We start from the raw sequence: 24814 nt of genomic DNA on the forward strand, positions 1-24814 counted from the left end.
AAGTAAGGTAATTGCCCAAGCAAAGTTTAGACAGGGAAATGCATAAAAGTACCTATTCAGATACCAAATGGCTTAACAAGATGCTGGCACAATTTCCCCCGAAACCAGCCGCGTTCACCAAGAAATGTTGTTTGCTTTTGGCGCGACCAGAATTAGAAGTAAGATTTTCTACACCCAACAAATGACAAGCCGCCATTACCGACAAAGCCCCGGAAGCTCCTAAAGTGTGGCCAATCTGATTTTTAACAGTGTGCAAGGTGGGAAGAGAGTTCCCAAAAACCTGGTGCAACGCTTCCATTTCTGCGGCATCTCCGGCCTTGGTACCGGGCGCATGCACTAGAATTCCCTGTATGTGTTGGGGGCCTAGGTTTGCTTGGGCTAAAGCAGCCTGCATGGCCTTCTGAAAATGCTGTCCGTCTGGGGTAAGTCCAGTTTTGGAGGGCACTTTCTCAAATCCCAAACCCACGGCAGATACTACCAGCACCTGTGGTTGATTTAAGGTTTTCATCTCAGAGAGCGTCATGCGCTCCAGCGCGAACACAGCGGCACCTTCACCCAGCACAAAGGTGTTAAGGCCTTCTGAGTTCAAGGGGCGGCATGGATTATTATCTGCGGAAAGCGTGGAATAAATGCCGATGGCTTTCATCTGGGCCACCGTGAACGGCGTCAAAGGTGCCTCGGTCCCGCCCACCATAAAGCGTTTTGCCAGGCCGCTCTTCAGCCAGGCCACGCCGTTGGCGAACGCCTGAATGGCGGTGCTGCAGGTCACCGAATGACTAATCACCGGGCCCGCCGCCTGTAAATCCTGGGCTACCCAACTGGCAACATTCCCCAAAGTAGTGTTAGGAGAGGCGGCGGGAGACAATCTGCCGGTGGGATTTAAAAGATATTCCTGGTGGTACTGCTCAAACATACCCGTAGCGCCGCGCGAAGATCCTATGTTCACGCCCATGTCTTCCAGGTCTGCAGAAGTCCAGTTGGTTTCTTGCAGGGCTTGACGGGCCGCCACCATGGCGAGTTGCACCGATCGGTCAAGCGTGCCGTACACTGGGTTTTCTTGGACAAGAGCATGGATAGATGCTTCTCCAGAACTGGAAATTCTACTGACTGGCGAAGGATCAGTGGCAGAAAAAGGGGAGAAAGTAGTTTTGCCCGAAGCCAACGTTTCCTTGACTTCTGAACTGGAACAGCCCAAACCCGAGACCGACCCCATGCCTCTGATCACAATAAACTCCTGCTCGCTAGTACGCATCTGTTTTAGAGCTTGTTTAAATTTTGATTTAGCCAGCGAAAACAGGGAGCGAAAGGTTCTGGCGAAGCGTTTTTTGAGTAGCGTAGCAGCGCTACGGTGAGAGAAAAAGGCGATGCCAGGTTCTTTTGATGCCAGTTTGCAGTGCAAAAGGCAAATTTAAACATGCTCATAGGGCTTATTTCCAATTTGGAGGTCAAAAACGCTCATTATTGCACCAGTTTGCGCATGCCTTCCAGCGTGGAATACACTTTTTCTAACTGATTTTCTGTGATGCAGTAGGGCGGCAAGACATACACAATGTTGCCCAGCGGCCGCAAAAGAACCCCATTCTCTAAGGCGAAATTATAGAGTTTATCACGCAAAGAATGAAAATAGGACGTCTGCTCCACCGCGAACTCCACTGCCAGGATAGTACCCGTCTGCCGACACTCTTTTATGCCTGGCTGGTGCTCAAATTCTGTTTTGAAATTGGCGTGTGATGTTGAAATTCTATCCAAGTTTTTCTGAAATTCCAGATTTTCCACCAAGTCCAAACTGGCTAAAGCGGCGGCGCAGGCTACGGGGTTGGCCGTGTACGAATGCCCATGGAACAGGGCGCGGGTTTTGTCTTCGCTTAAAAAGGCATTGAAAATCTGTTGGGAAACGGTGGTCACGCCCAAGGCCATGGTGCCGCCGGTAATGCCTTTTGAAAAGCACATCAAATCTGGTTGCTGCGTTAAGTAATCGGCGGCAAAGCGTTTTCCTGTGCGGCCGAAGCCTGTCATCACTTCGTCTTGAATACACAACACCTGGTGCTGGTGGCAAAGCGAAATAATCTGATCTAGGATTTCCGGTGCATACATGACCATACCGGCCGTGCCCAACACCAGAGGTTCATAGATAAAAGCGGCGCTGTCGCTTTGGGTTAAAAGTGCAGTAAGGGCATCTAGGGTTTCCATTTCACGGCCGGGCACAGGCACGGGCAAAAAGGCCACGTCAAAAAGGTACTGCTGAAAAGGCTGCGTAAAAACGGAACGCTCGCTCACCGCCATCGCCCCGAACGTGTCGCCGTGGTAACTTCCTTCAAAGGCGATGATTTTGGTTTTGGGAATGCCTTGGTTGTACCAGAACTGCAGCGCCATTTTCAGGGCGACTTCCACCGCGGTGGAGCCATTGTCTGTGTAAAAGACTTTCTTCTGGTTTTGGGGCAGCAGACAAAGCAACCGCTCGCTTAATTCCACGGCCGGTTCATGCGTGAACCCCGCAAAAATCACGTGTTCCAGGGTTTGCAACTGCTGGGCCACGCGTTGCGCAATGTGTGGGTGCGCGTGCCCGTGCAGGTTCACCCACCACGAACTCACGGCGTCAATGTATTCCTTTCCGTCTTCCGAATATAAAATCGCCCCTTCGCCCCGCACAATGCCTATGGGCGGCGGCGCGGTCTGCATCTGCGTGTAGGGGTGCCAGTTCACGGCCAAATCCCGCTCTGACAGATATTTAGTTTGGCTCACCCGCAAAGTAGTCTTTAAAGGTTTTGGCGTACCGCCGAATAGTGTACTGGTCAAACTCGTCTTCCCAGAGAATGGTGGGCAGGCGCTTCAACTTGGTGTAATACAGCACAAAATCCTCGGTAGAATCATTGGGTACGCCGTTGAAGATTATGCCCGCAATGGGAATTTTGCGGTAGCGCAGCACCTCCACCGTAGACAGCGTGTGGTTAATGCTGCCCAGGTAATTACGGGAAATCAAGATCACCTCCAGTTTCAGGCGTTGGATCAGGTCAATGATCAAATCGTTTTCGTTCAGGGGCACCATCACGCCGCCCGCGCCTTCCACAATTAAATGGTTCTGGGTCTCAGGGGCCTGAATTTTATCTAAGGAAAGTCTGATCCCTTCAGCGGCGGCGGCAGTGTGCGGCGAGGCGGGCATCTTCAGGCGGTAGGCCTCAGGGTGAAACACGCTTTTGGAATTGGAGACCAGCCGCTGCACGGTGTGGGTGTCTGAATCATCAAGACTTCCGGCTTGTACAGGCTTCCAGTAATCTGCTTCCAGGGCCTGGGTAAGTACCGAGGCGGCCACGGTCTTCCCTACGTCTGTGCCAATGCCGGTGATGAAGTAGCGTTTGGGGTGCGTAGGGTAAGCAAATTCCATAGTTCTTGTACTTGTTCTGTGGTGTTGTAAGCGTGCAGCACTAATCGTAATCTCTCTTTGCCGGCGGGCACCGCGGGGCTGAACACCGGCCTGACGTCAAACCCCGCGTGCTGCAATTGGCTGGAGACGTCTTTTAAGGCAACAGGGTCAGGCAAATGCCAGGCCTGTATGGGGCTGTTTTCGGGCTCATTTTCAGAAATGAGCCCGAAAACGGAAGTCATTTTTAACCGCTGGTAAAACCCAGCCAAAGCATGCACCTTTTTTCTTTCTTTCTCCACGGTTGGCAACAGCGCGTACGCCATTTTGATAGCCGCCAACGAAGTCAATGGCAGGGCCGTGGTGTAGATAAACGGCCGACTGAAGTTGAGCAAAAACTGCTGCAACTGCTTAGACCCTACCATCGCCGCGCCATGGCAACCCAACGCTTTGCCAAAGGTCATGATTCTGGCAAACACTTGGTCTTCTAAACCTAAACTGCTGACCAAACCTGCACCATGCGGGCCATACAAGCCGTTGGAGTGCGCCTCATCTACTACCAGGTACAAGCCTTTCTCCTGGCAAAAAACAGCCAATTCTTGCAGCGGCGCGAAGTCCCCATCCATGGAATACAGTGACTCAACCGCCACGTACACATCGCCTTGGGCGCGGGTCAGTTTGGCTTTCAGGTCTTCCAAATCATTGTGCCGAAACGCAAAACTCTGCGCAAAACTCAGCCTGATGCCATCTTTGATAGACGCGTGACTGGCCTCGTCATAGAAAATGGTATCACCGCGCTGCGGAACCGACGAGAAAAATCCCGTATTAGCCGCGTAGCCGGAATTAAAGAGCAAAGCCGCCTCTGCGTGGTGAAAGGCCGCAATACTTCCCTCTAATTCCTGGGCGTATTGAGAGTTTCCGCTTAATAGCCGGGAACCAGTGGCGCCATGGGCCGGAAAACCTGCTACTTCCTCTAAAACCAGATTTGCCAGTTTTTCAGAACGGGCCAGGCCTAAATAATCATTGGAACTGAAATCCACCAGGTCTGGGGCCACGGTTTTAAGGCTGCGCTGCGTGCCGTTTTGGGCGCGCGCCTCCAATTGCCGTTGCAGCCGATGGGGGAATTTCATGGGTTAGGCTTAGTTGGCGCTCAGTTGGGCGGTGATGGCTTCTGCCGTGGCAGGCATGGTGCCACCGCAGGCCGTCTCGGTTTTAAACGATTTGCGCGGTGTGAGGCCCAGTAATTCAAACATGGCTTTATCATCGGCGAAGCCGGGATTTGGCGTGGTCAAGAGTTTGTCACCGGAGAAGATGGAGTTGGCCCCGGCCAAGAAGCAAAGCGCCTGCTCGGCCACGGTCATCTCTTGCCGCCCAGCCGATAAACGGACCATGGTCTGTGGCATGAGAATACGGGCGGTGGCAATCATGCGCACCATTTCCCAGACGTTCACGCGCGGCTGCTCGGCCAGCGGAGTGCCTTCTACGGGCACCAGTGCGTTCACCGGTACAGACTCAGGGTGTTGGGTTAAGTTGCTGAGCACGTGCAGCATGGCAATTCTATCGTCATCGGTTTCGCCCAGGCCAATAATGCCGCCGCTGCAGACAGAGATGCCGGCTTTGCGCACGTTCTCAATGGTGTCCAGGCGGTCGCCGTACGTACGGGTGGTGATGATGTTGCTATAGTTTTCCTCGGAGGTGTCCAGGTTGTGGTTGTAGGCGTAAAGGCCGGCTTGCTTCAGGCGTTCGGCCTGGTATTCGTTGACCATGCCCAGGGTGCAGCAGACTTCCAGCCCCATTTCGTTCACGCCTTCCACCATCTCTAATACACGGTCGAAGTCGCGGTTGTCGCGCACCTCGCGCCAGGCGGCGCCCATGCAGAAACGAGTTGAACCGCCGTCTTTGGCTTCCTGGGCCGCTTTTAAGACGCTTTCATTGCTGAGCAGTTTGTGCACGGGCACGTCTGTGTGGTAACGCGCGGCCTGCGGACAATAGGCGCAGTCTTCGGGGCAGCCGCCGGTTTTCACGCTGAGCAAGGTGCAGACCTGCACTTCGCCGGTGGCCTGAAAATTCTTGTGTACTTGGCTGGCTTCCACAATGAGTTCTAAGACAGGCTTATAGTAAATGGCGCGAATCTCATCCATGGTCCAGTCCGTGCGGATTGGGGTAGTCAACGTGGCGTCCGTCATAGGAATGCGTTTCTAGTTTGGGCTACTAAAGTACGCGGTTACACGCAAGGAAGGAAATTTTTAACCTTTTTTAGAACGGCCTTTTTCTGCGTTTTGGGCTTTGTTTCTGGAAATGAGCCCGAAAACGAAAAATTGCTTATGGCTAATGGCTGATTGTTTTTTCTGAAGGAGAGAATTCTCCGTAGCGTTACGGCCCTGACACGACGCGGTGCTACGAAGCAGCAAAGTTTCAACCCTGGAAAAACTGTGCTTGCCACCATGCCCAGGATTTAGATTAGTTGCGAGTTTAGGCGTTCGCGTTTCCTATAGACACGTCGTGTCAGGGCCACGACGCTACACTTTCCGTTTTGGGGCTCATTTCTGAAAATGAGCCCCAAAACGGAAACTGACTAGCAACTTATTTTTTGTCTGCCACAACTTGCCCATTGCGATATTCTACTTTTTTCACGGGTTTGCCGGTCTCGTCAAAATAGGTCCAGGTGCCGGTTTCGCGGTTGTTCCGGAAGGTACCGGCCATCTCCGTTTTGCCGTTTTCATAGAGCTGCTTGAACGTCCCGAACTTAAGGCCGTCTTTGTAGAACGTCTCAGACTTCACCTTGCCCGACGGGTAAAAAGTAATTTCGGCGGAGATGATTTTGTTGTTGAGGTACGTGGCTTTGGAGGCGAGCTGCCCATTCTCATGGTAGGTGAGGCGGTCACCGGTAATTTTGCCGTTTTTATAGGGCTCGGTGGCTTTCAACTGTTTGTTTTCAAAGAACTGCTGCCAGGTGCCAAACCGTTTGTTGTCTTTGATCTCTTCCTGGCCGGCCACGGCGCCGTTGGCATGGTACCGGGTGATTTTCTTGTCGCGCTCACCATTGCTGTAGCGAATTTCCTGCACCAGGTTGCCTTGTTCATTCCAGGTTTGGGCCAGGCCCATGCGCGCGCCTTTGCTGTAGGTCACGGCCGTCTGCTTTTTACCGTTCTCATGGTAAGAGGTGGAAGGGCCTTCGGGTTTGCCGGCCAACACGCCGCCTTCGGTCATGAGTTGGCCGGAGCGATAATAGCTTTTGAATTTGGCAGGTTTGGACGGGCCGTTGCTGGTGGTTTCGGTTTCCAGCTGGCCGTTGTCATAATAGGTTTTGATGTCGCCTAAGATCATCCCGTTTCTGTAGGTGGTCTCGGTTTCCACCTTGCCGTTTTTATGGAAGGTGCGGGCCGGGCCGCTCTGGGTTTTCTGGGCGTAGGTGATGTCAGATTTCAGGGTGCCATCCACAAAATATTCCTTTACAGACCCTTCTGGGAAGCCGTCTTTAAAGGTGGTTTCCTGCTTGAGCTGGCCATTGGGGTGATAGCTTTTGAACACGCCGGTTTGCTGGTCATTGGCGTAGAAGCCTTCCTGCAATTTCTGACCGTTGGGATACACTGCCCAGAAAGGGCCGTTTTTCTTGCCGTCTTTGTAGGGCACGGTCAGTTTGGGTTTTCCGTCGGTGAAGAACTCGGTGTAAAGGCTGTCGCGTTTGCCTTCAATCACTTTCACCAGGGCCTCCAGTTCGCCGGTGGGGTAGTATTTTTTGTAATACCCGTGAATGACCGTGTCTGGCTTGGTTTTGATGAAATAGACTTCCTTAATGGCAGACTGCAATGAATCATAATACGTGACCACGCGCGTCTGGGCTTGCGTTTTGGGGCTCCAAATCGTAAATAAGACCAAAAACGCCACGCAATACAGAAATCTATTCATGGGTGCAAAACAAACAAAAAAGCCTTACATTAGAACGCAAGGCTTTTTTGTTTAGTATGAAATTTGGAGGATTACATGCGCTCCACCACAATGGCAGAGGCCCCGCCGCCGCCGTTGCAAATACCGGTCACGCCAATCTTGCCATCTCTTTTGTGCAGCACATTGATCAAGGTGGTCACAATTCTGGCACCCGAAGCGCCCAGCGGATGGCCCAAGGAAACAGCGCCGCCGTACACGTTCACGTTGCCGCCTTCTAAGCCCAGTTTCTGGTTGTTGGCCAATGAAACCACGGAGAACGCTTCATTAATTTCGTAGAAATCTACCTCAGACGCGTCAACGCCCGCGGCTTTAAGAGCTTTAGGAATGGCCAGGGCCGGCGTGGTGGTGAACCATTTCGGGTCCTGCTCGGCATCGGCGAAGCCTCTGATTTTAGCGATTGGTTTCAAGCCAAGTTCTTCGGCTTTCTCCTTGCTCATTAACAGAATGGCGGCAGCGCCGTCGTTCAAAGTAGAGGCGTTGGCGGCGGTTACCGTTCCGGCTTTGTCAAACACCGGGCGCAGGCCTGGTATTTTATCGAAGTTCACTTTGCTGTATTCCTCGTCTTCGGTGACAAAAATAGAGTCTTTGCCGCGCTGCGGAATCTCCACGGGTACAATCTCGTCTTTCAGGAAACCGCCTTTGGCAGCCTCAGAAGCTTTTTTGTAAGAGTTGATGGCGTATTCGTCCTGCATCTCGCGGGTAATGCCCATTTCCTTGGCGGTGTTCTCGGCGGCGCTGCCCATGTGGTAGTCATTGTACACATCCCACAAGCCGTCTTTAATCAAACCGTCGGTCATCTGTCCGTGGCCCATCTTCGCCCCGAAACGCGCTTTCTCCAAATAATACGGCACGTTGCTCATGCTTTCCATGCCGCCGGCAATAATCACGTCTTTATGACCCAGCATAATGGCCTGCGAGGCGAACATGATGGCCTTGGAACCCGAGGCGCACACTTTATTGATAGTGGTACATTCCACTTCATAGCCCAAGCCTGCCTTTACGGCGGCCTGACGGGCCGGTGCCTGGCCCACGTTGGCCGACAACACGTTGCCCATGATCACTTCCTGCACCAGACTTTTGTCAATTCCGGCTTTCTCCACGGCGCCTTTAATGGCAATAGCGCCCAACTCCGTGGCAGACAAGCTGGCCAAGGCGCCCCCGAAACTCCCAATGGGAGTACGAACCGCCGAAATCACATATACTTCTTTGATCTGCATGTTAGTTTTGTTCTAGTTTGAGGCCCTGAAATTACCTGAATAGGTTGTAAAAAGCAAACGCTTGTTAGGCTACGAAAGTTTGCCTTTGCCCCAAGTATACTCAGGAATTTGGAAAGTCAGATTTTTCAGGAAAGTTTTATGGATGGAAGATTCCCCTGCCTTTGAGAATGAGGTCTTCTGTTTTCGGGCTCATTTCTGGAAATGAAGCCAAAAACAGAAGTTGTATTAGTCTTCAGAAGATCAGTTGAATCAGTTTCCATTAGTATCATGCCGCGGAACGACGCTACATTACTGGTAAGCTGTTTTCGGGCTCATTTCCAGAAATGAGGCCGAAAACAGCTTACCAGTCTGGTCCGGTTGGGTTTTGCTTTTTGGTGCGCCGCCGCGGGATTTGCTGAATGTACTGCGTTTCTTCCTGGCGCATGGCGTCTAAGAGTTGGCGGGCTTTCTCGGGGCTCAGCTTCAGTTTTTGCAGGCGCTCATAGCGGGTCTGCAGAAACGCATCGTTTTGGTTGGCTTCCTGGTTGCCGCGGTTTCCGGAACCTGGGTTGTTGGGGTTTTGACCATTCCTATCGGTGCCTTGCGCGTTCCCCGGGCTATTTCCCTGGTTTTGGTTTTGAGAGTTGCCCTGGTTTGCAGGCTGCGGGGCGGTGCCAGAAGGTTGACTGCCGGGCCCGCCCAGTCCGTTTGCCCCAGCCGTATTGGCCTGCGAAGTGCCGCTACCGGGGCTAGTCTGAGGCGCGCCACCAGTTTGCCCGGCCTGCGGGTTGCGTTGACGGTTGGGCGGCGGGAGTTTGTTTTTCTCTGGGTGCAGAATGAGGTATTTCTGCAGCAATTCATAATTGTAGCGGGCCTGCTGGTTTAATTCGTCATAGACCAGGGCTTGCTTGCTGAGGGCCAAGGCTTTAGTATAGTTTCCTTCTTCAGCTTCAATCACGCTTAGCTGCCCCGCAATCACAGATTTAATCTGAAAGTCTGAGGTGGATTTTAGAAGCGCCCGATAAATAGGGGAGGCCTGGCTGAACTGGCGCACATGAAAATAGGAGTGGGCCAGGTTCAGTTGAATGGAGGGCCCCACGTCTTTGCCTTCAAAATTCCGGACTTTTTCATAGAGCGCGGCGGCCTGCTGGTACTTCTTTTGGTCATAGGCTTGCTGGGCTTGCACGGCGTACTGGTTGCGCAGGGCAATGCGCTGCAGCCCGTCTAGCGGGGCGAAGGTGAGCAGCAGAAAAACCAAGAAAATCCTCATATTTTCAAGACTTGCAGGGTCCACAACACGTCCAGGGCAATCAAGACCAAGGCCAGCAGTAAAGGGTAAATGAATTTGTTGGCCGCTACCTCCACCACTTTGGTTTGCCGCACTTCGCTTTTCACTGCTTTCACGGCGTTGAGGAGTTTGGGCATTTCACTGATGTTCTGGTTGATTTCCACGTACTCGCCGCCGGTGGCCTGGGCTATCTCTTTTAAAGCGGTGGGGTCCAGGGCTGTGAGCACGGTTTGGCCCTCTTCGTCTTTCTTGAAGCTGCGCCCTTCCGGGATTTTGCCGCCCGCGTAGGTGCCCACGCCCACGCAAAACACCCGTATGTTCTGTTTTTGCAGTTCCTTGATGGCCGCCTGCGTGTTTTCCCCGAAGTTCTCTCCGTCTGAGAAGATAAGCAAGATGCGGGAGCGCTCCAGGTCGCGGGCGGTTTCACTCTCACTGAATTTCTGGCGGGCCAGTTCCAGCACGGGGCTTAGTTGGGCAGCCTCGCGGGGCGCCAGTTCTGGTTTCAAGGACTGCACAAACAGATCCAGGGCGCTTTTGTCAAAAGTGAGCGGGCTGAGCACAAAGGCTTCAGACGAAAACCCCAGCAAGCCCACCCGGTCAGCGTCTGAGCGCGAAATGAAATCCTGCAGTTCCAGCTTTACCTTGGCCAGCCGGTTGGGCGGCACATCTGTGGCGTTCATGGACTGTGACAAATCCACGGCGATGAACACGTCTTTGCCGTTGGTTCTTATTTCCTTGGTCATGGCCCCGAAGGACGGCCCCAGCAAAGCCACAATCAATAAGCCCATGTACGCCGTCCGGATGCCCGCCTTGATCCAGAGCGTATTGGCGGTCTGCCCGAACTGGTGCGCCAGCCGCTTGATTCTATAGAGGTAACCGCCGTACAGCACCAGAAACAGCAGGCACAGCAGGAACTCAATAGTTGTAAAGGGCAAATACCACGTCATAGGCAGCTTAAAAAAGAAATTTTATCAGCGGGCTGGGCAAAGATACAAAAGCGAACGCAGACGCAGCGGGGTGTTTCTGTTGCCAAAAGAAGGCCCAGGTGTGGGGTAAAACGAAGTTTCTGGAAAATAATTTCAGTTTTTAGCGCAGGTAATCCGCTGTAATTGAACCAGGTGAGCACGAGCGGGCAACGGGCTTCATAATTTTTTTACCGGTGGCCTTGGGAATCTGCTTTTGGTTCGCCTATATTTGCACACTCTTTGACCGGAAGAGCAGCCCGGAGAGATGGGTGAGTGGCTGAAACCAGCAGTTTGCTAAACTGCCGTACCTCTAAAGGGTACCGGGGGTTCGAATCCCCCTCTCTCCGCGAAATATTCTTGAAAATTTGTTTTGACAAGAAGATTTCAATCAGTATCTTTGCACCGCGATTACCAGGAAAGGTTGGTTTGAGAAGAAGGTTTCTTTGTAATCGCAAGACTCGGGGTGTAGCGTAGCCCGGTATCGCGCCACATTTGGGATGTGGAGGTCGTAGGTTCGAATCCTGCCACCCCGACGAAAAAAGATGAGTAATGTTGGATGTACAGACATTCTCCATTACTCATTTTTGTTTCGATGGTCTCATAGCTCAGCTGGATAGAGCAACTGCCTTCTAAGCAGTAGGTCTTTGGTTCGAATCCAAATGGGATCACATTGAAAATCAGCCACTTATAAGATAAAACTTATAAGTGGCTTTTTTGTGTCTTCACTATTCGAGGGTAATTTCTTATCCAGGTCGGGCAAGGCAATTCCGTTTTAGGGCTCATTTCCAGATTTGAGCCCGAAAACGGAAAATGGGCCACTTCATTTTGACATGGAAGTGTAACATTCCCGAGTCTAGAATTTCCATTTACTATTTCACATACCTAAATCCTTGCTGCCTGCCCTTGTTGGTGTTATCACCAACAAGCAGAGTAGCCAATGTTCCAGGATTTGTTGGTGATAACACCAACAAAGGCAGGCTTATCAGATATAATTATTTTATAAGCGATGGAGCGAACTATTCAAATCCGTTTTGGGGCTCATTTCCAGAAATGAGCCCCAAAACGGAATATTGACAAGCAACCAACTCAAGTAAGAAGTTTCCCTTTTCCTGAGTTATAATTCCAGCCTAGTTCTTCGCCTGCTCCAATACAAAATCCTCGCTTTTGGGAAGGTCCAGGAATTGCTGGGAGAAGTCAGCGGGCAGGGCGGTGAGTTTGCGTTGGGCCAGGTCCATCCAGGCGCCGTCTACCAGAATGATGCAGGCTTTTATGCCGTCCTGGCGGTAGAGTTCATGTTTGATGGACCAGCGCGAACCGTCTTCGCGGGCCTTGGTCATCATGGTTTTTACCTGTATGTTCTCGTTTAGGCCCACTTCGCGCAGGTAGTGCAGTTCCTCTTTGAACAGAATGGGGCCCAGCCGCAACTTCTGGAACATCTTGAAATTCAGGCCCAGGCTGTCCAGCAGCGCAATACGGGCCTGGGCCGCAAAATCGGCGTAAGCCGAGTGGCGCAAATGCATGTTGGCGTCTACCTGCGCCCAAATCACGTGACCTTCATAAATGGCACTCATGTATTTCTAGTTAAATAGGTAAAACTTAATATTTAAGAGAAAAAAGTATCTTTCGGCGGAAATCAACAAGATAAACGTGAGGTTTTCAAAGGCAACATTTCAAAGAGTTAGGCCAGCGAAACTAGCAACTCCCGTTTTCGGCCTCATTTTCAGAAACGAGGCCAAAAACGGAAATGAAAACGCACCCACTTCAATCTGAAAAGCAAGATCAAATTGACACTGAGTTGAATCATATAAATGTCCACCAAAACAAATCTGCATACGCGAAGAAACGCAATCAAGTCATGAAAACCACCCTTCTCTTTCTCATCTGCCTTTTCAGTTTTTTACAGGTAAAAGGCCAAACGGCTGTGCAGCAGGTGGTACAGGCCGAACGGGCCTTCGCGCAGATGGCGCTGGACCAGGACACCCGGGCGGCGTTTCTGCAGCACATGAACGAAGCTTCTTTGCTGGCTGGCAAAGGGAAACTGGTGAAAGGCCGCGACCTCTACCTGAACTTGCCGCCTGACACGGTGGGAAAACTTCACTGGGAACCAACGTTTGCGACGGTGTCAGTGTCTGGGGAGTTGGGTTATACCTCGGGCCCGTTTACCTACAAGGTCAAAGGAAAAGCTGTGGCTTTCGGGCATTTCGCCACGGTGTGGCTGCGGCAGTCAGACGGGCAATGGAAATTTGTGATTGACCTGGGCGGCCCGCACGGTCCGCACAGCACCGCCGTGAAAGATGATACCCTGCTGTATGTGTTGCCAGACAAAACCGCTAAGACTCAACAAAAAACCACCAATTTACTGGCGCATGACGCAGCGTTCAGCAAGGCGGCGGCGGGTTCTTTGGCGGCGTACAGCAAGGTTTTGCACCCAGAAGCCAGACTGTTCCGGGCCAACCGCCTTCCCAGCGTGACCGCCGCCCAGCGCGATGACCTTTTGAAAGAAACCACGCATCTTTCGTTTAGGCCAGAAGGATCTCAGATAGCGGCTTCCGGTGATTTGGGCGTGGTGTATGGCCTCTGTGAACTACGGTTGCGCAAAGACGGAAAAGAAATAAAACAGGCAGGCCCGTACATGCGCGTCTGGCGGAAAGATGAAGTTAAAGGGTGGCAGATTCTACATGAAAGCCTTATTGCCGAACTGGTAAAAGAATAACCCTGCCATGGCCTGAAATAAAGGCCTATCTTGGGCGGGTATTAACGCAGCCCTTCGGGCTAGAAAATAGAGCGGCGTTTAAACTTTTTATAAAACGTGGCCGCTACTATATCCGTTATGCGCTATTTTAAGTAAATAGGTAAAACTGCACCCTTTTCTATGCCGAATACCACATCTGCCTCGCCGTACTTGTTAGAAATTGCCTGGGAAGCCTGTAATCAGGTGGGAGGAATCTATACCGTCATTAGATCAAAAGTCCCCGCCATGATGGAATACTGGGGCGACCAATATTGCCTCATTGGCCCCTACTTCCCGCAGCAGGCCGCCGCCGAGTTTGAACCAACTGATGATTATTCTGATGTATTCGGAAGAGCAGTCCTAAAACTGCGCGAGCAGGGCGTGGAGGCGCATTATGGCACGTGGCTGGTGACCGGTAGGCCCCGCATTATTTTGATTAACCCGTTCAGTGCGTACGGCGACCTGGACAGCATCAAGCAACAACTCTGGGAGAAGCATTACATTCCCACTTCCAATGAAGATCTCTTGAACCAGGTCTTGGCCTTCGGGAGTTTGGTGAAGCGGTACGTGTCTGAGTTGGCGCAGAAAACCAAGGTGGTGGCGCATTTCCATGAATGGATGGTGGGTTCTGCCATACCAGACCTGCGCCGCGAACAGGTGCCCGTGAAAATTGTCTTCACCACGCACGCCACGCTGCTGGGCCGCTACCTGGCCATGAACGACCCCAATTTCTATGACCAGCTCACGGCGGTGGACTGGCGCAAGGAAGCGCGCAATTTCAATATTGAACCAGCGGTTTCTATTGAGCGGGCAGCGGCGCACGGGTCCCACGTGTTCACCACCGTGAGCGAAGTCACCGTGCGGGAATGCATTTACCTTCTGGACCGTATTCCGGATACGGTGTTGCCCAACGGTTTGAACATACGTCGGTTCACGGCCATGCACGAGTTCCAGAACCTGCACCTTACCTACAAGAAGAAAATTCACCGGTTTGTGATGGGGCATTTCTTCCAGAGCTTTCCGTTTGATCTGGAGAAAACGCTGTACTTCTTCACTTCCGGCCGTTTTGAATACAGGAACAAAGGCTTCGATTTAACCTTGGAAGCCCTGGCCCGCCTAAACCACCGCATGAAAGTGGCCAAGTCTGACATGACCGTGGTGATGTTCTTCATTACCAAGCAGCCGTTCCATTCCATTAACCCAGACGTGCTGCACTCCAAGGCGCTAATGGAAGAGATACAGGGCACGTGTCAGGCCATTCAGGAGCAGGTAGGGGAGCGCTTGTTCTATGAGGCCGCCTCCAGCACCGACCACAAATTGCCTGAACTCTCAAATTTTGTGGATGACTATTGGCGCCTGCGCTACCGTCGCACCGTGCAATCCTGGAAAACGCACATGTTGCCGCCGGTGGTCACGCACAATCTGGTCAATGACAAGACAGACGAAATCCTGCATTTCCTGCGGGAGTCTAACCTGGTGAATAACGCCGATGACCGTGTGAAAATAGTCTACCACCCAGATTTTGTGTCGCCCACCAACCCGTTGTTCGGCATGGAATACGGGCAGTTTGTGCGGGGCTGTCACTTGGGCGTGTTCCCGAGCTACTATGAGCCTTGGGGCTATACGCCATTGGAGTGTGTGGCCAGCGGCATTCCGGCCGTGACCAGTGACCTCTCCGGGTTTGGCGATTACGTGAAGAAGCACGTGAAAAAATACACCGAGAAAGGCATCTACGTGATCAACCGCCATGAGAAAGGCTTTGACGAATCAGCTGAGCAACTCACCCAGCACCTCATGGATTACGTGGAACTCAGCCGCCGCGAGCGCATTGCCCAACGCAACAAAGTAGAGAGTTCCTCTGAGATGTTTGACTGGAAAAAACTGCTGGTGCATTATGAACGCGCCTACCAACTGGCTTTGACTTCGCCGCAGGAGTAAATTATGATTATTGATAAAAGAAAAAGAGGCTGAAAGGCCTCTTTTTTTGTGGGCGTGTTTTTCGTTTTTGGGCTCGTTTTAGAAAATGAGGCTCAAAACGGAAAATCATAGAATTCTTATTTTGGAACTCTATACTTGTTAACTATGCTAAAAGCCAATTTATTACGGCCAGAGAAGCATTGTTACTTCCTGAAAATATAAATGCGATATGAAGCATTAACCTGCAGACCATGCGATTTTATGGTTCCGGTGGAGGGAAAGGCTCCCGGTTCTGGGTTCTCCTCGCCGGTTAGTTTTTTGAATGGCAAGGCATACGCGGAAGATAAAGCGAATTGCTTGTACTTTAAGCCAATTTCCGGCAGAATGCCCAACCCGCTGGCTTTATAATCGGGGAATAACTCACTTTCTACATTATTGGTTAATCTGAGCGGTATATCTCCCAACTCCAGTTCTGATTTAAAAAAGCCTACCCCTAGTTTAGCGTAGGGCTGCCACCCGTTCCCGGAAGGCGCATACGTGAGGTTCAGTAAGAAATTTGAGTTCTCCAACGCTCCCGCCTTCAAGTACCCGTTTATCTGTTCGCCGTTTAGGTTAGCGTTTTTTATGAAACGGGCTGTTGCATAGCTGCCATTAAAACCAACTCCCACAAATAAATCCTGCGTGAGCGCATAGTCCAGGGAAATAAAATAACTGATGCCCAACCCTATTTCTGGGCTGTATTCTGCATTCTGATATCCAACGTTTTTTTCTGATAAGAGCGGCAAATAATACCCAAACCCAGCAGAAATACTATATTTTTTGTGTTGCCCAAATTGCTCAGTGGGTGCAAGTTGATTGGGGTCTATACCGGTGGTTCTGCTGGTTCCTATTTGCGCCTGCACAGCTAAGGCCAGCCATAACAAAATTCCGGTTAGAATATATTTTGACTTCATATTCCCATTTTAAATAAAAACTACCTCTTGTACTAGTACGCCTAAAATTTGCAGACGGTGCTAATTCCTGCTTTCTAAATGATAAAAAGGAGAGGTAATGTTTATTTAAATAGGCTATGCAACCTGAAAAAGCATATTTCAGTGGGTGTCTTGCTGTTCTGGACCAGTAATATTTTTCTTTTTTAAACACCAGATTCTGTGGTCAGTAAAAGCAGATTTAATTGCTCTTTTCCATAAGCTTATTAAGTAAAGTTTTTACAGGGTTGTTATTGTGCCATACTACCGCTTTGATTTTCCTAAACCTTGTACTAAATTTCCTTACGTTTTAATAGAGTTGTTTGATTATTTAGCTTTATTGACAACGGTTAGTATAAGCGGCGGCAGAGGCCGTCGGCCGATGCTGGCGTTTATACAATGTTGTGTGAAGCCATTTTTTTAGTAATCTCTTCTAAAATTGTATTTTCCACCTTCATCCTCATCTTCTTCATCCTCATCTTCTTCCTCTTCTTCGTATTCTTCATCCTCATCCTCATCCTCATCCCATTCTTCTTCCTCTTCCTTAGCTCCAGGCATATTAGAGGTAACTAAAGAATAGAATTTTTTCCAATCCTGACTTAGGACTGAAGTTTTACATGTTTTTTCAAAATCTTGAGCACAATCGATGATTAGCATAACCATGTTTGTCAAAGGAACCCTTCTTGAATCGATGGTGATTGAAGATGAAACAAATTTGCCCATATCTTGTGAATATAGAGACCATAATTCATCAAATCTTAATTTTAAAGACGCACTTAAGCTGTCCATACCGCGCATATTTCTAATACCAACTGTTGAGCGCATATTGTCCCATTGCATTAAATCTTTATAAATGCTTGTGACTAAACTCTCAACTTTATATTGACTTGTCCCTAAAATTTTATCAAAAAAGCCCATGTAAATTGTTTTAATGAATATCTATTTTTTTAATTATGGTTACACACAACGGACTTGTGTAAACGGCGGCGACGGCCGTCGGCCTAGCTGGCGTTTACACGTTGTTGTGCGGAGGTGTTCTTTTCAAGTTTCCCCGCGCTTTTCTCTTTTTCTGTTTTTGACCTGATTTTAGAAAAACAGCATGAAAACAGGAAAGCGAAGCGTTTAGCTTGTTTCGTACGCAAGTCCAGTTTTGGCCTTATTTCCGAAAAACAGGCCGAAAACTCAATCGTCCGACCGTACGCATTGCTGATAAATTCTTTTTGCTCAAACTTAACGTCAATTCCTCTTTTGCTGGTCAAAGTCGGGCGGCGTTCCATTTCTTTTGCTAAGCTAATCTAAAAAATCCTACTGATTTTCTTGTGCGGCTTTTGCCACGTTAGCTGATTTTTTTCTTGTACTTCTGCTTCTCTTGCTGATAATTTTTCTGCCGTGCCAGCTGGTAAAAAGTTCTTTCACTTACGCACAACGTACTTGTGTAAACGGCGGCGAAGGCCGTCGGCTGATGCTGGCGTTTACACGTTGTTGTGCGGAGGTGTTCTTTTACTTTTCCCCGCGCTTTATATTATTTCTGTTTTTGACCTGATTTTGGAAAAACAGCCCGAAAACAGAAAATCGGAGCGTATGACTTTTTTATTTGTCCGTCCAGTTTTGGCCTAATTTCCGAAAAAGAGGCCGAAAACGCATTTCACTCTGTCGGTTCTGCAAGCATTTTGCGTCCGTTCTTGCTCAAACGCAACGTCAATCCCTCTTCTGCTACTTTTGCGACATTCGTTGGTCAAAGTCGGGCGGCGTTCAATTTCTTTTGTAAAGCTAATTTAAAAAATCTTGCTGATTTTCTTTTGCGGCTTTTGCCACGCTAACCGATTTTATTTTTGAACTTCTGCTACTCTTGATGATAATTTTTTCTGCAGTTCAAGTTGTCAATTCATTATTTCACTTGCGCACAACTACTTAATAAACATACCAGGTATACTTATCAGCATTATGTGTTTACCTAAACCTACAATTAATTGTCGTTTTTGACAAAAAACCGTACCTGTACAACCGAGCATACTATATAGCCCACAAGCAATATCTTAATACTTTCCGTTTTTGGGCTCATTTCCAGAAACGAGCCCAAAAACGGGAAAATCTAGCTAAACACCTACCGGCTTTGAATGCAAACTCAATACCTTAAAAGTAGAAGGCACGGTCACCACAATCATGCTGAAATCTGGGGAAGCTTCCCAGGCGGTTTCCTGGTGGTCTACCAGCACAGAGGCCGTGAGGGCGGGCAGGCCGTGAATAACGACGCGGTAAGAACCATAATTATCCAGGCCGTTGCCTTCCTTGGATTGGGCCAAGGAGAAAGTAGTAGGAGTGGTGGCCGTCTGGAACGTTTTGATCAGAAAATTGCCTTCGGTGTAGCCGTAGCCTTCGCCGCCGTCTTCATACAGGGTGCTGGTATAGGGCTGGGCACTGTAGTACACGTGCAAAGTCACTTCGGTAATCTCCAACTCGCCTACATATTGCTGCACGGGGTACAATGGCAGCACGGCGCCAGCCCGCACAAACACCGGAATGCGGTCCAGCGGGGCCTCGGCCCATACTTCGGCTTTGCCGGTTACCCGTTCACTGGTCCAAAAGTTGTACCATTCGCCTTGTGGCAAGTACAGAATGCGGCCGTCTACGCCCGGTTGGGTGATGGGGCAGACCAAGAGGTGGTCGCCGACGCCAAATTCCGCCATGCGGTTGTAACACTCGGGGTCAAACTGATCCAGCAGCGCCAGCGGCCGTAGCATGGGCGTGCCTTGCGTGGTGTATTGCCAGAAAGTGGTGTAGAGGTAAGGCAGCAGTTTGTAGCGCAACTCAATGAACTTGCGGGCCAGCGTGGTGAACGGTTCGCCAAACGACCAAGGCTCCTGGTCGCCGTGATCCCCGGAGGAGTGCGTGCGGCAAAACGGATGGAAGATGCCCAACTGCAGCCACCTGATGTATAACTCACCGTCTGGGGTCTCAATAAACCCGCCAATGTCTGAGCCCACAAAAGAAATCCCCGAAATACTCAGGCGCTGGCACTGGATGTTCGCCAACCACAGATGGTCCCAAGAGGCAATGTTGTCGCCGGTCCAGGCAGAGGCATAGCGCTGCACGCCCGCGTACCCCGAACGCGTGATGGTGAAAGGCCGGTCTGGGTAAGAGAACTGCTTTACGCCTTCATAGGTGGCGCGGGCCATCTGCATGCCGTAGATGTTGTGGGCCTTGCGGTGGCTGCCCGGCTCGCCGTCATAATGGTGCCGTATGTCATTGGGGAAGGTGCCAATCTCAAACACTGCCGGTTCGTTCATGTCATTCCAGACGCCTTTCACGCCAATGTCGGCAATTAGTCCCTGAAACAGGCCAGACCACCAGGTACGCACATCGTCACGGGTGAAATCTGGGAAATGGCAGAGGCCCGGCCACACGGTACCTTTGTACAGCGGGCCATCGGCGCGGCGGCAGAAGAAATCGTTTTCCACGCCTTGCTGATACACCTCATAGTCGGGGTCAATCTTAATGCCGGGATCAATGATCACCACCGTTTTAAAGCCGTCTTCCTTGAGTTCCCGCACCATGCGCGCAGGCTCCGGAAAATGATTCTGGCTCCAGGTAAAGCACCGGAAACCTTCCATGTAATCAATGTCCAGGTACAGCGCGTCACAGGGAATTTTACGTTCCCGGAAACCGGCAGCCAGGTTTTTTACCACCGACTCTGGGTAATAACTCCATTTGCATTGGTGGTAGCCCAGGGCCCAGAGGGGCGGCAACTCGGGTGTGCCCGTCAAAAGCGTGTAGCGTTCCACTACCTGCGTGAGGGTAGGGCCGTAGATGAAATAATAGTCCATGCTGCCGCCCTGGGCCCAGAAACTCATGACCTCGTCCCGCTCTTTCCCGAAGTCAAAAAATGACCGGAACGTGTTGTCAAAGAAAATACCGTAGGCGTTGCGCTGGTGCAGGCCCAGAAAGAAATTAATGTTTTTGTAGAGCGGGTCAGAGCCTTTGGTGTAGCCATAGGTGTCGGCGCCCCAGTTCTCAAAGCGCTGGCTGCGAAGGTTCATATTGGCAGCTTTGTCGCCCAGGCCGTAGTAGCACTCGCGCGGTTGGGCGCGTTTGCTCATTTTTACAATCTCGCCGCCGTAGTCTTTGTGGTCTTCCCAGTGAAAGCCTTTCTCGTCTTCATTGAGCAGGTTACCGGACTTGTCCAGAATTCTGGTGATGAGGCCTTTCATGGAGACCGTGCAGATCAGTTCCTTGGTGGTGAGCCGGTAGTGGTCTGCCAGGGTTTTTACCTTGAATTTTACCGGGTCTTTGGAGCGTTGCCCATCTACGGCATAGGAAAAATCTCTACCAAAAGTGCCGTCTGGCGCAAACCTAAACCGGAGCACTGTGGGGGAGACCGCCTCTACCCGCAGGGCCACGCGGTTGTCACAGATAAACGTAACGTAGTTGTTTTCAGGCAGCAACTGGGTCACCGTTCCCGCGAAAAACTCCTCGCGTTGTTGGCCCAGGTCATTGATCATGTAATTGGTGTCCAGAATAGAATTATCCATGTAAAAGGAACAGGTTGGCGGTGGTTTGGTTTAGGCCTGAGACTAGGTATTTAAGCAAAAAGGCGGGCGCATAAATACGGAAAATACAGCCCTGTATACTTGTTATTGACAAAGTAGCAAAAAAATAAATAGATATACTTAGACTATCTTCGCGGGGCATGCCCCTATATTTAATATATTCGCGCTTGCTTTGCCCGGCAAGAAAGTTGAATTGAAGTAAAAAATGAAGAAACTGCGTGTACTAATGTTAGGCTGGGAAGACCAGCCGGTTCTGAACGGAGGAGTGGGAAAAGCCTGCTTTCATTTAGCGGAGGCGTTGGCCACGGAAGTAGACCTGACCATGATTGTGCCCCAGGCCAATGAGCAGGCCCTACAGCACCAGGCCCAGGTGTTGGGTCTTTCTGACATGGACCTGGCCACCATTTCCCAGGCGCCCGTTGAGAAATCATTAGAACGGTTTGGCACCATGCACCGCGTGCCGGCCAACCTTTTCCCCTATGATGAACCGTACCAGCCACTATCAACCCAGCCAGCCGAAGAAGATTCTATCCTATACGCCAATACCCCAGACAGTAATTCGGCAAAGGCGCAGCCACAGATAGAACAGCAGCAGGAGCGCCCCGCCGGTCAGCCGGAGATCACCTACGCTGCCGGTCCCAAAGGCACCCTCAATTTTGAAGTGATTCAGTTTGCCCGCTTTGCCGCGCGCCTGGCTTCCCATAAAGAATTTGACATTGTCTATGCCCATGACTGGATGACCTTTCTGGCGGGCATGGAAATAAAGAACCAGCGCAAAGTACCCTTGGTGCTGCACGTTCATAGCCTATCCTTTGACCGCCAGATTGGGCACCCCTGGGGCTGGATTTATGAACTGGAGGTAAAAGCCCTGGAACAGGCAGATTTGATTTTGGCCGTGAGCGAGAGAACCGCGCAAATGATGGTGCGGCGCTATGGCGTGCCCGCCAGCAAGATCAAAGTGGTGTACAACGGAATCTCTGAAACCCCCGCCCAGACACCTATTGCCCAGCCTAAAAAACAAGTCACTTTCCTGGGAAGATTGGTGGCCCAAAAAGGAACCCTTCAATTCTTGAAAGTAGCCAGACAGGTGCTGGAAATGGACCCGGATGTGACCTTTGTGGTGGCCGGCCATGGCCCACAGCTGGAAGAAGCCAAAAAGCAGGTGCAGAAGTTAGGCATTGAGGAAGCCGTGACCTTTACTGGTTTCCTAGATGCGGAAGCGTCTGGAGCCTTACTGCGTACGTCTGGCGTGTTCTGTCTGCCCGCGGTGTCTGAGCCATTTGGGTTGGCCGCGCTGGAGGCCACGCAGGCCGGGTTGCCGGTGGTGCTCACCAACCAGACCGGCGCCGGCGAGGTATTGCCCCAGGCCCGCGTCTCTGACCCCCATGACACCCTTGGCCTGGCCAACCATATTCTGCAGTTGCTCCATGACAGCGCCCTTCGCGAAAAAACAGTTGAAGCCAACCAGCAAGCCTTGAAAGAACTTACCTGGACCGCCACCGCCGACCAAGTGTATGAAGCCCTCTCTTCGGCTTTGAGTCAAGATAAGTAATACTAAGAACGTAAGTTGAATTTCAAAAAAAAAGAGAGGCTTGCCGTGGAAACAGGCAAGCCTCTCTTTTTTATAGGTAACTCCAGTGAAGATTTTCCGTTTTCGGCCTCATTTCCAGAAATGAGCCCGAAAACGGGAATTCTATTCTATTCGGCGCATGACCAGGGCGGTGCGGTTGGGTAAATAGACGCTCAGCCGTGGGCCATATTCTGTGGGCAAAGAGAAATACGTGAGGGAAGTGTCCACCCTGTCATGCCCACCAGTTTCCGGGGTATCAGACGAAAGTAGGATGTGGTAGCTACCCGCCTCGCGCACCGGGAACCGGTAATCTGGCACCGAGTGGCTGGTGTGGAAGTTGAAAAGGAAAATCAAATCGCCACGCTCAAAGATCAGCACCTTATTGAAGTTGTCCTGGTGCAGTTTGTGCGCATTGCCATGCCCCAGCAAGTGGTACGTCTGGGCCAGGTGCAGCATCTCTTTTTCAAACTGCCACATGTGCCGGTACCGCAGATCTGGGTTGTCTACCAGTGACCACTGACGGCGGGCATATTGGTGGCTCCAGTTGTTTCCTTCCCTTGGGAAATCCACCCATTCCGGGTGACCGAACTCATTGCCCATGAACGTCAGGAAAGCCTCGCCGCCCAAAGCCAGGGTAATTAACCTGATCATTTTGTGCAGGGCCACGCCCCGGTCAATGACAGGGTGCTGGTCCACGGTGCGCATGTGGGTGTACATTTCCTTGTCCATGAGCCAGAAGGCCAGCGTTTTGTCGCCTACCAGAGATTGGTCATGAGATTCTGCGTAAGCCACGGTTTTTTCCTGAGCCCGTCGGTTGGTGAGTTCGTGCCAGATTTCGTCCAGGTTCCAGTCTTCGTCTTTCTTGTGCTTGAGTGTTTTGATCCAGTAATCTGGAATGCCCATGCCCAGGCGGAAATCAAAACCTATGCCGCCTTCCTTCACCGGACGACAAAGGCCGGGCATGCCACTCATGTCCTCGGCAATAAGCAGGGAACCGGGTTTGAGTTTATGGCTGAGCTCGGTGGCCAACTGCAAGTACAAAATGGCGTCTTCATCCACCCAAGAGTCAAAATAACGGCTGTAGTTGTCAAATGCCACTCCTTCGCCGTGGTGGTGGTAGAGCATAGACGTGACCCCGTCAAACCGGAAGCCGTCTATATGGAATTCCTCCAGCCAATAGCGCACGTTGGAAAGCAAAAACCGCCGCACCTCGGGCACGCCATAGTTGAAAAGTTTGGAATCCCAGCCAGGGTGGTGCCCGCGTTTGCCCTGGTGAAAGTACTGCCCCCCAGAGCCGTCAAAATCAGCTAAGCCTTCGGCCACGTTCTTCACGGCATGGGCATGAATCAAATCCATGATGACCGCAATGCCCCGCTTATGGGCCTCGTTCACCAAGTATTTCAAATCTTCAGGCGTGCCAAAGCGAGAGGAAGGCGCGAAGAAATTAGAGACATGGTAGCCAAACGAGCCGTAATACGGATGCTCAGCCAGGGCCATGAGCTGAATGCAGTTGTATCCGGTCTCTTCAATGCGCGGCAGAATATGGTCTGCGAACTCTCTGTAGGTGCCCACCCCGTGTTTTTCCTGCGCCATGCCCACGTGGCATTCATAGATGAGCGGCGCTGTGATGGCGGTGGGTTTAAAGGCTTTGTCGGTCCATTTGAAATTTTTCTCCGGTTGCCAGACCTGGCCGGCGTAATCATAGGTCTCCGGGTCTTGCACCGCCCTGAACGTGAATGGCGAAACCCGGTCCAGGGCCTTGCCGTCTGCGCCCACCACATGCACTTTGTAACGTTGGCCGTGTTCTATGGTACATTCTGCTGCGGGGATAAAGATTTCCCAGAGTCCGTTTTCCTGCTTTTGCAAAGGGTGCCGCTGCCGGTCCCAGTGATTGAAATCCCCAATCAGGTAAAGCGCCAGGGCGGCAGGGGCCCACTCCCGGTAGCGCCAGCCCTGGTTTTCTTTTTCATAGTGAAGCCCCATCTCCTGGTGCCAGTTGGCATAGGCTGGCAAAGAAGTGTTTTCGTCTTTCAACGAGGCCAGGGCGGAAGTAAAACGGGAGAGCCGTTGTTCCAGCTGCGGGGAAAAGGGCTGGAGCCAGGAATCTGACGTGACGAGGGGTAATACAGGTTTAACCTTGGGCATAATGGCGGAGCTTAAGCAACAGGAAAAGGTACAGGTTCACCAGAGAAGGAGCAACTTTTCAAGTGGTTGATTCTGAAGTGATGAAATAATATCAAAGCTATTGTGTTAATGGAAGGTTTATTTGATAAATTCGCAAGGAAATCGATTTCGTAAAACTTGATTTCTGGTCTTACATCATTCC

At 51.0% G+C, this 24814-nt stretch carries 18 protein-coding genes and 3 tRNA genes; 6 read left to right on the forward strand and 15 right to left on the reverse strand.

The genetic code is table 11. The annotated features are described in order from the left end of the window. Positions 1-52: 52 nt before the first annotated feature. From IMY23_RS02340 to IMY23_RS02380, 9 genes are all read right to left on the reverse strand, one after another. On the reverse strand, positions 53-1252 hold the full coding sequence (locus tag IMY23_RS02340; RefSeq protein WP_192820553.1) for a beta-ketoacyl synthase N-terminal-like domain-containing protein: 1200 nt from the start codon (positions 1250-1252) through the stop codon (positions 53-55). 206 nt (positions 1253-1458) lie between these two features. Then, positions 1459-2742 (reverse strand): adenosylmethionine--8-amino-7-oxononanoate transaminase, encoded by a 1284-nt coding sequence (gene bioA, locus IMY23_RS02345; RefSeq protein WP_370589794.1) that lies wholly within the window; start codon positions 2740-2742, stop codon positions 1459-1461. Continuing rightward, positions 2729-3382 (reverse strand): dethiobiotin synthase, encoded by a 654-nt coding sequence (gene bioD / locus IMY23_RS02350; RefSeq protein WP_192820554.1) that lies wholly within the window; start codon positions 3380-3382, stop codon positions 2729-2731. The genes bioA and bioD overlap by 14 nt, the downstream gene beginning before the upstream one ends. After that, positions 3319-4488, reverse strand: a complete 1170-nt coding sequence (locus tag IMY23_RS02355) for an aminotransferase class I/II-fold pyridoxal phosphate-dependent enzyme (protein ID WP_192820555.1) — start codon at positions 4486-4488, stop codon at positions 3319-3321. Before IMY23_RS02355 ends, bioD begins: the two co-directional genes overlap by 64 nt. A gap of 9 nt (positions 4489-4497) precedes the next feature. Next, positions 4498-5544, reverse strand: a complete 1047-nt coding sequence (gene bioB / locus IMY23_RS02360; protein ID WP_192820556.1) for a biotin synthase BioB — start codon at positions 5542-5544, stop codon at positions 4498-4500. Between the two features lie 397 nt (positions 5545-5941). Next, positions 5942-7267, reverse strand: coding sequence for a toxin-antitoxin system YwqK family antitoxin (locus IMY23_RS02365; RefSeq protein ID WP_192820557.1), 1326 nt, complete (start codon positions 7265-7267; stop codon positions 5942-5944). Positions 7268-7338: 71 nt separating this feature from the next. After that, positions 7339-8523, reverse strand: a complete 1185-nt coding sequence (locus IMY23_RS02370; protein WP_225986385.1) for an acetyl-CoA C-acyltransferase — start codon at positions 8521-8523, stop codon at positions 7339-7341. 340 nt (positions 8524-8863) lie between these two features. Beyond that, entirely contained in the window at positions 8864-9772 is a 909-nt protein-coding gene (locus IMY23_RS02375; protein WP_192820558.1) for a hypothetical protein, read from the reverse strand. Continuing rightward, positions 9769-10737, reverse strand: a complete 969-nt coding sequence (locus IMY23_RS02380) for a VWA domain-containing protein (protein WP_192820559.1) — start codon at positions 10735-10737, stop codon at positions 9769-9771. Before IMY23_RS02380 ends, IMY23_RS02375 begins: the two co-directional genes overlap by 4 nt. A gap of 277 nt (positions 10738-11014) precedes the next feature. Here IMY23_RS02380 and IMY23_RS02385 point away from each other — a divergent pair. The 3 genes from IMY23_RS02385 (at position 11015) to IMY23_RS02395 (ending at position 11423) form a co-directional block, all read left to right on the forward strand. Beyond that, a tRNA-Ser gene (locus tag IMY23_RS02385) sits at positions 11015-11102 on the forward strand. A gap of 112 nt (positions 11103-11214) precedes the next feature. Beyond that, a tRNA-Pro gene (locus IMY23_RS02390) sits at positions 11215-11288 on the forward strand. A gap of 61 nt (positions 11289-11349) precedes the next feature. Next, positions 11350-11423, forward strand: a tRNA-Arg gene (locus tag IMY23_RS02395). Positions 11424-11882: 459 nt separating this feature from the next. Here the strand turns inward: IMY23_RS02395 and IMY23_RS02400 are convergent. Then, positions 11883-12326: a thioesterase family protein gene (locus tag IMY23_RS02400; protein ID WP_192820560.1), complete on the reverse strand. Its 444-nt coding sequence runs from the start codon at positions 12324-12326 to the stop codon at positions 11883-11885. 284 nt (positions 12327-12610) lie between these two features. On the opposite strand from IMY23_RS02400, the gene IMY23_RS02405 reads away from it, so the two are divergent. Then, the gene (locus tag IMY23_RS02405) at positions 12611-13468 is read left to right on the forward strand and encodes a nuclear transport factor 2 family protein (protein ID WP_192820561.1); all 858 of its coding nucleotides are present in this window, start codon (positions 12611-12613) and stop codon (positions 13466-13468) included. A 159-nt stretch (positions 13469-13627) separates the two neighbouring features. Next, entirely contained in the window at positions 13628-15424 is a 1797-nt protein-coding gene (locus IMY23_RS02410) for a glycosyltransferase (protein WP_192820562.1), read from the forward strand. Positions 15425-15606: 182 nt separating this feature from the next. On the opposite strand, the gene IMY23_RS02415 is transcribed toward IMY23_RS02410, so the two are convergent. The 4 genes from IMY23_RS02415 to IMY23_RS02430 form a co-directional block, all read right to left on the reverse strand. After that, positions 15607-16356: a hypothetical protein gene (locus tag IMY23_RS02415; protein WP_192820563.1), complete on the reverse strand. Its 750-nt coding sequence runs from the start codon at positions 16354-16356 to the stop codon at positions 15607-15609. A 435-nt stretch (positions 16357-16791) separates the two neighbouring features. Beyond that, on the reverse strand, positions 16792-17289 hold the full coding sequence (locus IMY23_RS02420; RefSeq protein ID WP_192820564.1) for a hypothetical protein: 498 nt from the start codon (positions 17287-17289) through the stop codon (positions 16792-16794). An 83-nt stretch (positions 17290-17372) separates the two neighbouring features. Then, positions 17373-17648 carry a hypothetical protein gene (locus IMY23_RS02425; protein WP_192820565.1) on the reverse strand — a complete coding sequence of 92 codons (276 nt, stop codon included), beginning with the start codon at positions 17646-17648 and terminating at the stop codon, positions 17373-17375. Positions 17649-18467: 819 nt separating this feature from the next. Next, positions 18468-20900, reverse strand: coding sequence for a TIM-barrel domain-containing protein (locus tag IMY23_RS02430; protein ID WP_225986386.1), 2433 nt, complete (start codon positions 20898-20900; stop codon positions 18468-18470). Positions 20901-21123: 223 nt separating this feature from the next. On the opposite strand from IMY23_RS02430, the gene IMY23_RS02435 reads away from it, so the two are divergent. After that, a complete protein-coding gene (locus tag IMY23_RS02435) occupies positions 21124-22470 on the forward strand; it encodes a glycosyltransferase family 4 protein (RefSeq protein WP_192820566.1) in 1347 nt (448 codons plus the stop codon). Positions 22471-22611: 141 nt separating this feature from the next. Here IMY23_RS02435 and IMY23_RS02440 read toward each other — a convergent pair whose 3' ends face one another. Continuing rightward, the gene (locus IMY23_RS02440) at positions 22612-24633 is read right to left on the reverse strand and encodes an alpha-amylase family glycosyl hydrolase (protein ID WP_192820567.1); all 2022 of its coding nucleotides are present in this window, start codon (positions 24631-24633) and stop codon (positions 22612-22614) included. Positions 24634-24814: the final 181 nt, after the last annotated feature.

Origin of the sequence: Rufibacter sp. LB8 (assembly GCF_014876185.1) — a bacterium.
Classification (GTDB): domain Bacteria; phylum Bacteroidota; class Bacteroidia; order Cytophagales; family Hymenobacteraceae; genus Nibribacter.

What these genes read in the sequence shown, in the direction of transcription:
- IMY23_RS02410 (WP_192820562.1), top strand. Translation starts at nt 13,628, where the DNA reads ATGCCGAATACCACATCTGCCTCGCCGTACTTGTTAGAAATTGCCTGG.
- IMY23_RS02400 (WP_192820560.1), bottom strand. Translation starts at nt 12,326, where the DNA reads ATGAGTGCCATTTATGAAGGTCACGTGATTTGGGCGCAGGTAGACGCC.
- IMY23_RS02420 (WP_192820564.1), bottom strand. Translation starts at nt 17,289, where the DNA reads ATGGGCTTTTTTGATAAAATTTTAGGGACAAGTCAATATAAAGTTGAG.
- bioB (WP_192820556.1), bottom strand. Translation starts at nt 5,544, where the DNA reads ATGACGGACGCCACGTTGACTACCCCAATCCGCACGGACTGGACCATG.
- IMY23_RS02435 (WP_192820566.1), top strand. Translation starts at nt 21,124, where the DNA reads ATGAAGAAACTGCGTGTACTAATGTTAGGCTGGGAAGACCAGCCGGTT.
- bioD (WP_192820554.1), bottom strand. Translation starts at nt 3,382, where the DNA reads ATGGAATTTGCTTACCCTACGCACCCCAAACGCTACTTCATCACCGGC.
- IMY23_RS02365 (WP_192820557.1), bottom strand. Translation starts at nt 7,267, where the DNA reads ATGAATAGATTTCTGTATTGCGTGGCGTTTTTGGTCTTATTTACGATT.
- IMY23_RS02340 (WP_192820553.1), bottom strand. Translation starts at nt 1,252, where the DNA reads ATGCGTACTAGCGAGCAGGAGTTTATTGTGATCAGAGGCATGGGGTCG.
- IMY23_RS02380 (WP_192820559.1), bottom strand. Translation starts at nt 10,737, where the DNA reads ATGACGTGGTATTTGCCCTTTACAACTATTGAGTTCCTGCTGTGCCTG.
- IMY23_RS02370 (WP_225986385.1), bottom strand. Translation starts at nt 8,523, where the DNA reads ATGCAGATCAAAGAAGTATATGTGATTTCGGCGGTTCGTACTCCCATT.
- IMY23_RS02375 (WP_192820558.1), bottom strand. Translation starts at nt 9,772, where the DNA reads ATGAGGATTTTCTTGGTTTTTCTGCTGCTCACCTTCGCCCCGCTAGAC.
- IMY23_RS02415 (WP_192820563.1), bottom strand. Translation starts at nt 16,356, where the DNA reads ATGAAGTCAAAATATATTCTAACCGGAATTTTGTTATGGCTGGCCTTA.
- IMY23_RS02440 (WP_192820567.1), bottom strand. Translation starts at nt 24,633, where the DNA reads ATGCCCAAGGTTAAACCTGTATTACCCCTCGTCACGTCAGATTCCTGG.
- IMY23_RS02425 (WP_192820565.1), bottom strand. Translation starts at nt 17,648, where the DNA reads ATGGAACGCCGCCCGACTTTGACCAGCAAAAGAGGAATTGACGTTAAG.
- IMY23_RS02430 (WP_225986386.1), bottom strand. Translation starts at nt 20,900, where the DNA reads ATGGATAATTCTATTCTGGACACCAATTACATGATCAATGACCTGGGC.
- IMY23_RS02355 (WP_192820555.1), bottom strand. Translation starts at nt 4,488, where the DNA reads ATGAAATTCCCCCATCGGCTGCAACGGCAATTGGAGGCGCGCGCCCAA.
- IMY23_RS02405 (WP_192820561.1), top strand. Translation starts at nt 12,611, where the DNA reads ATGAAAACCACCCTTCTCTTTCTCATCTGCCTTTTCAGTTTTTTACAG.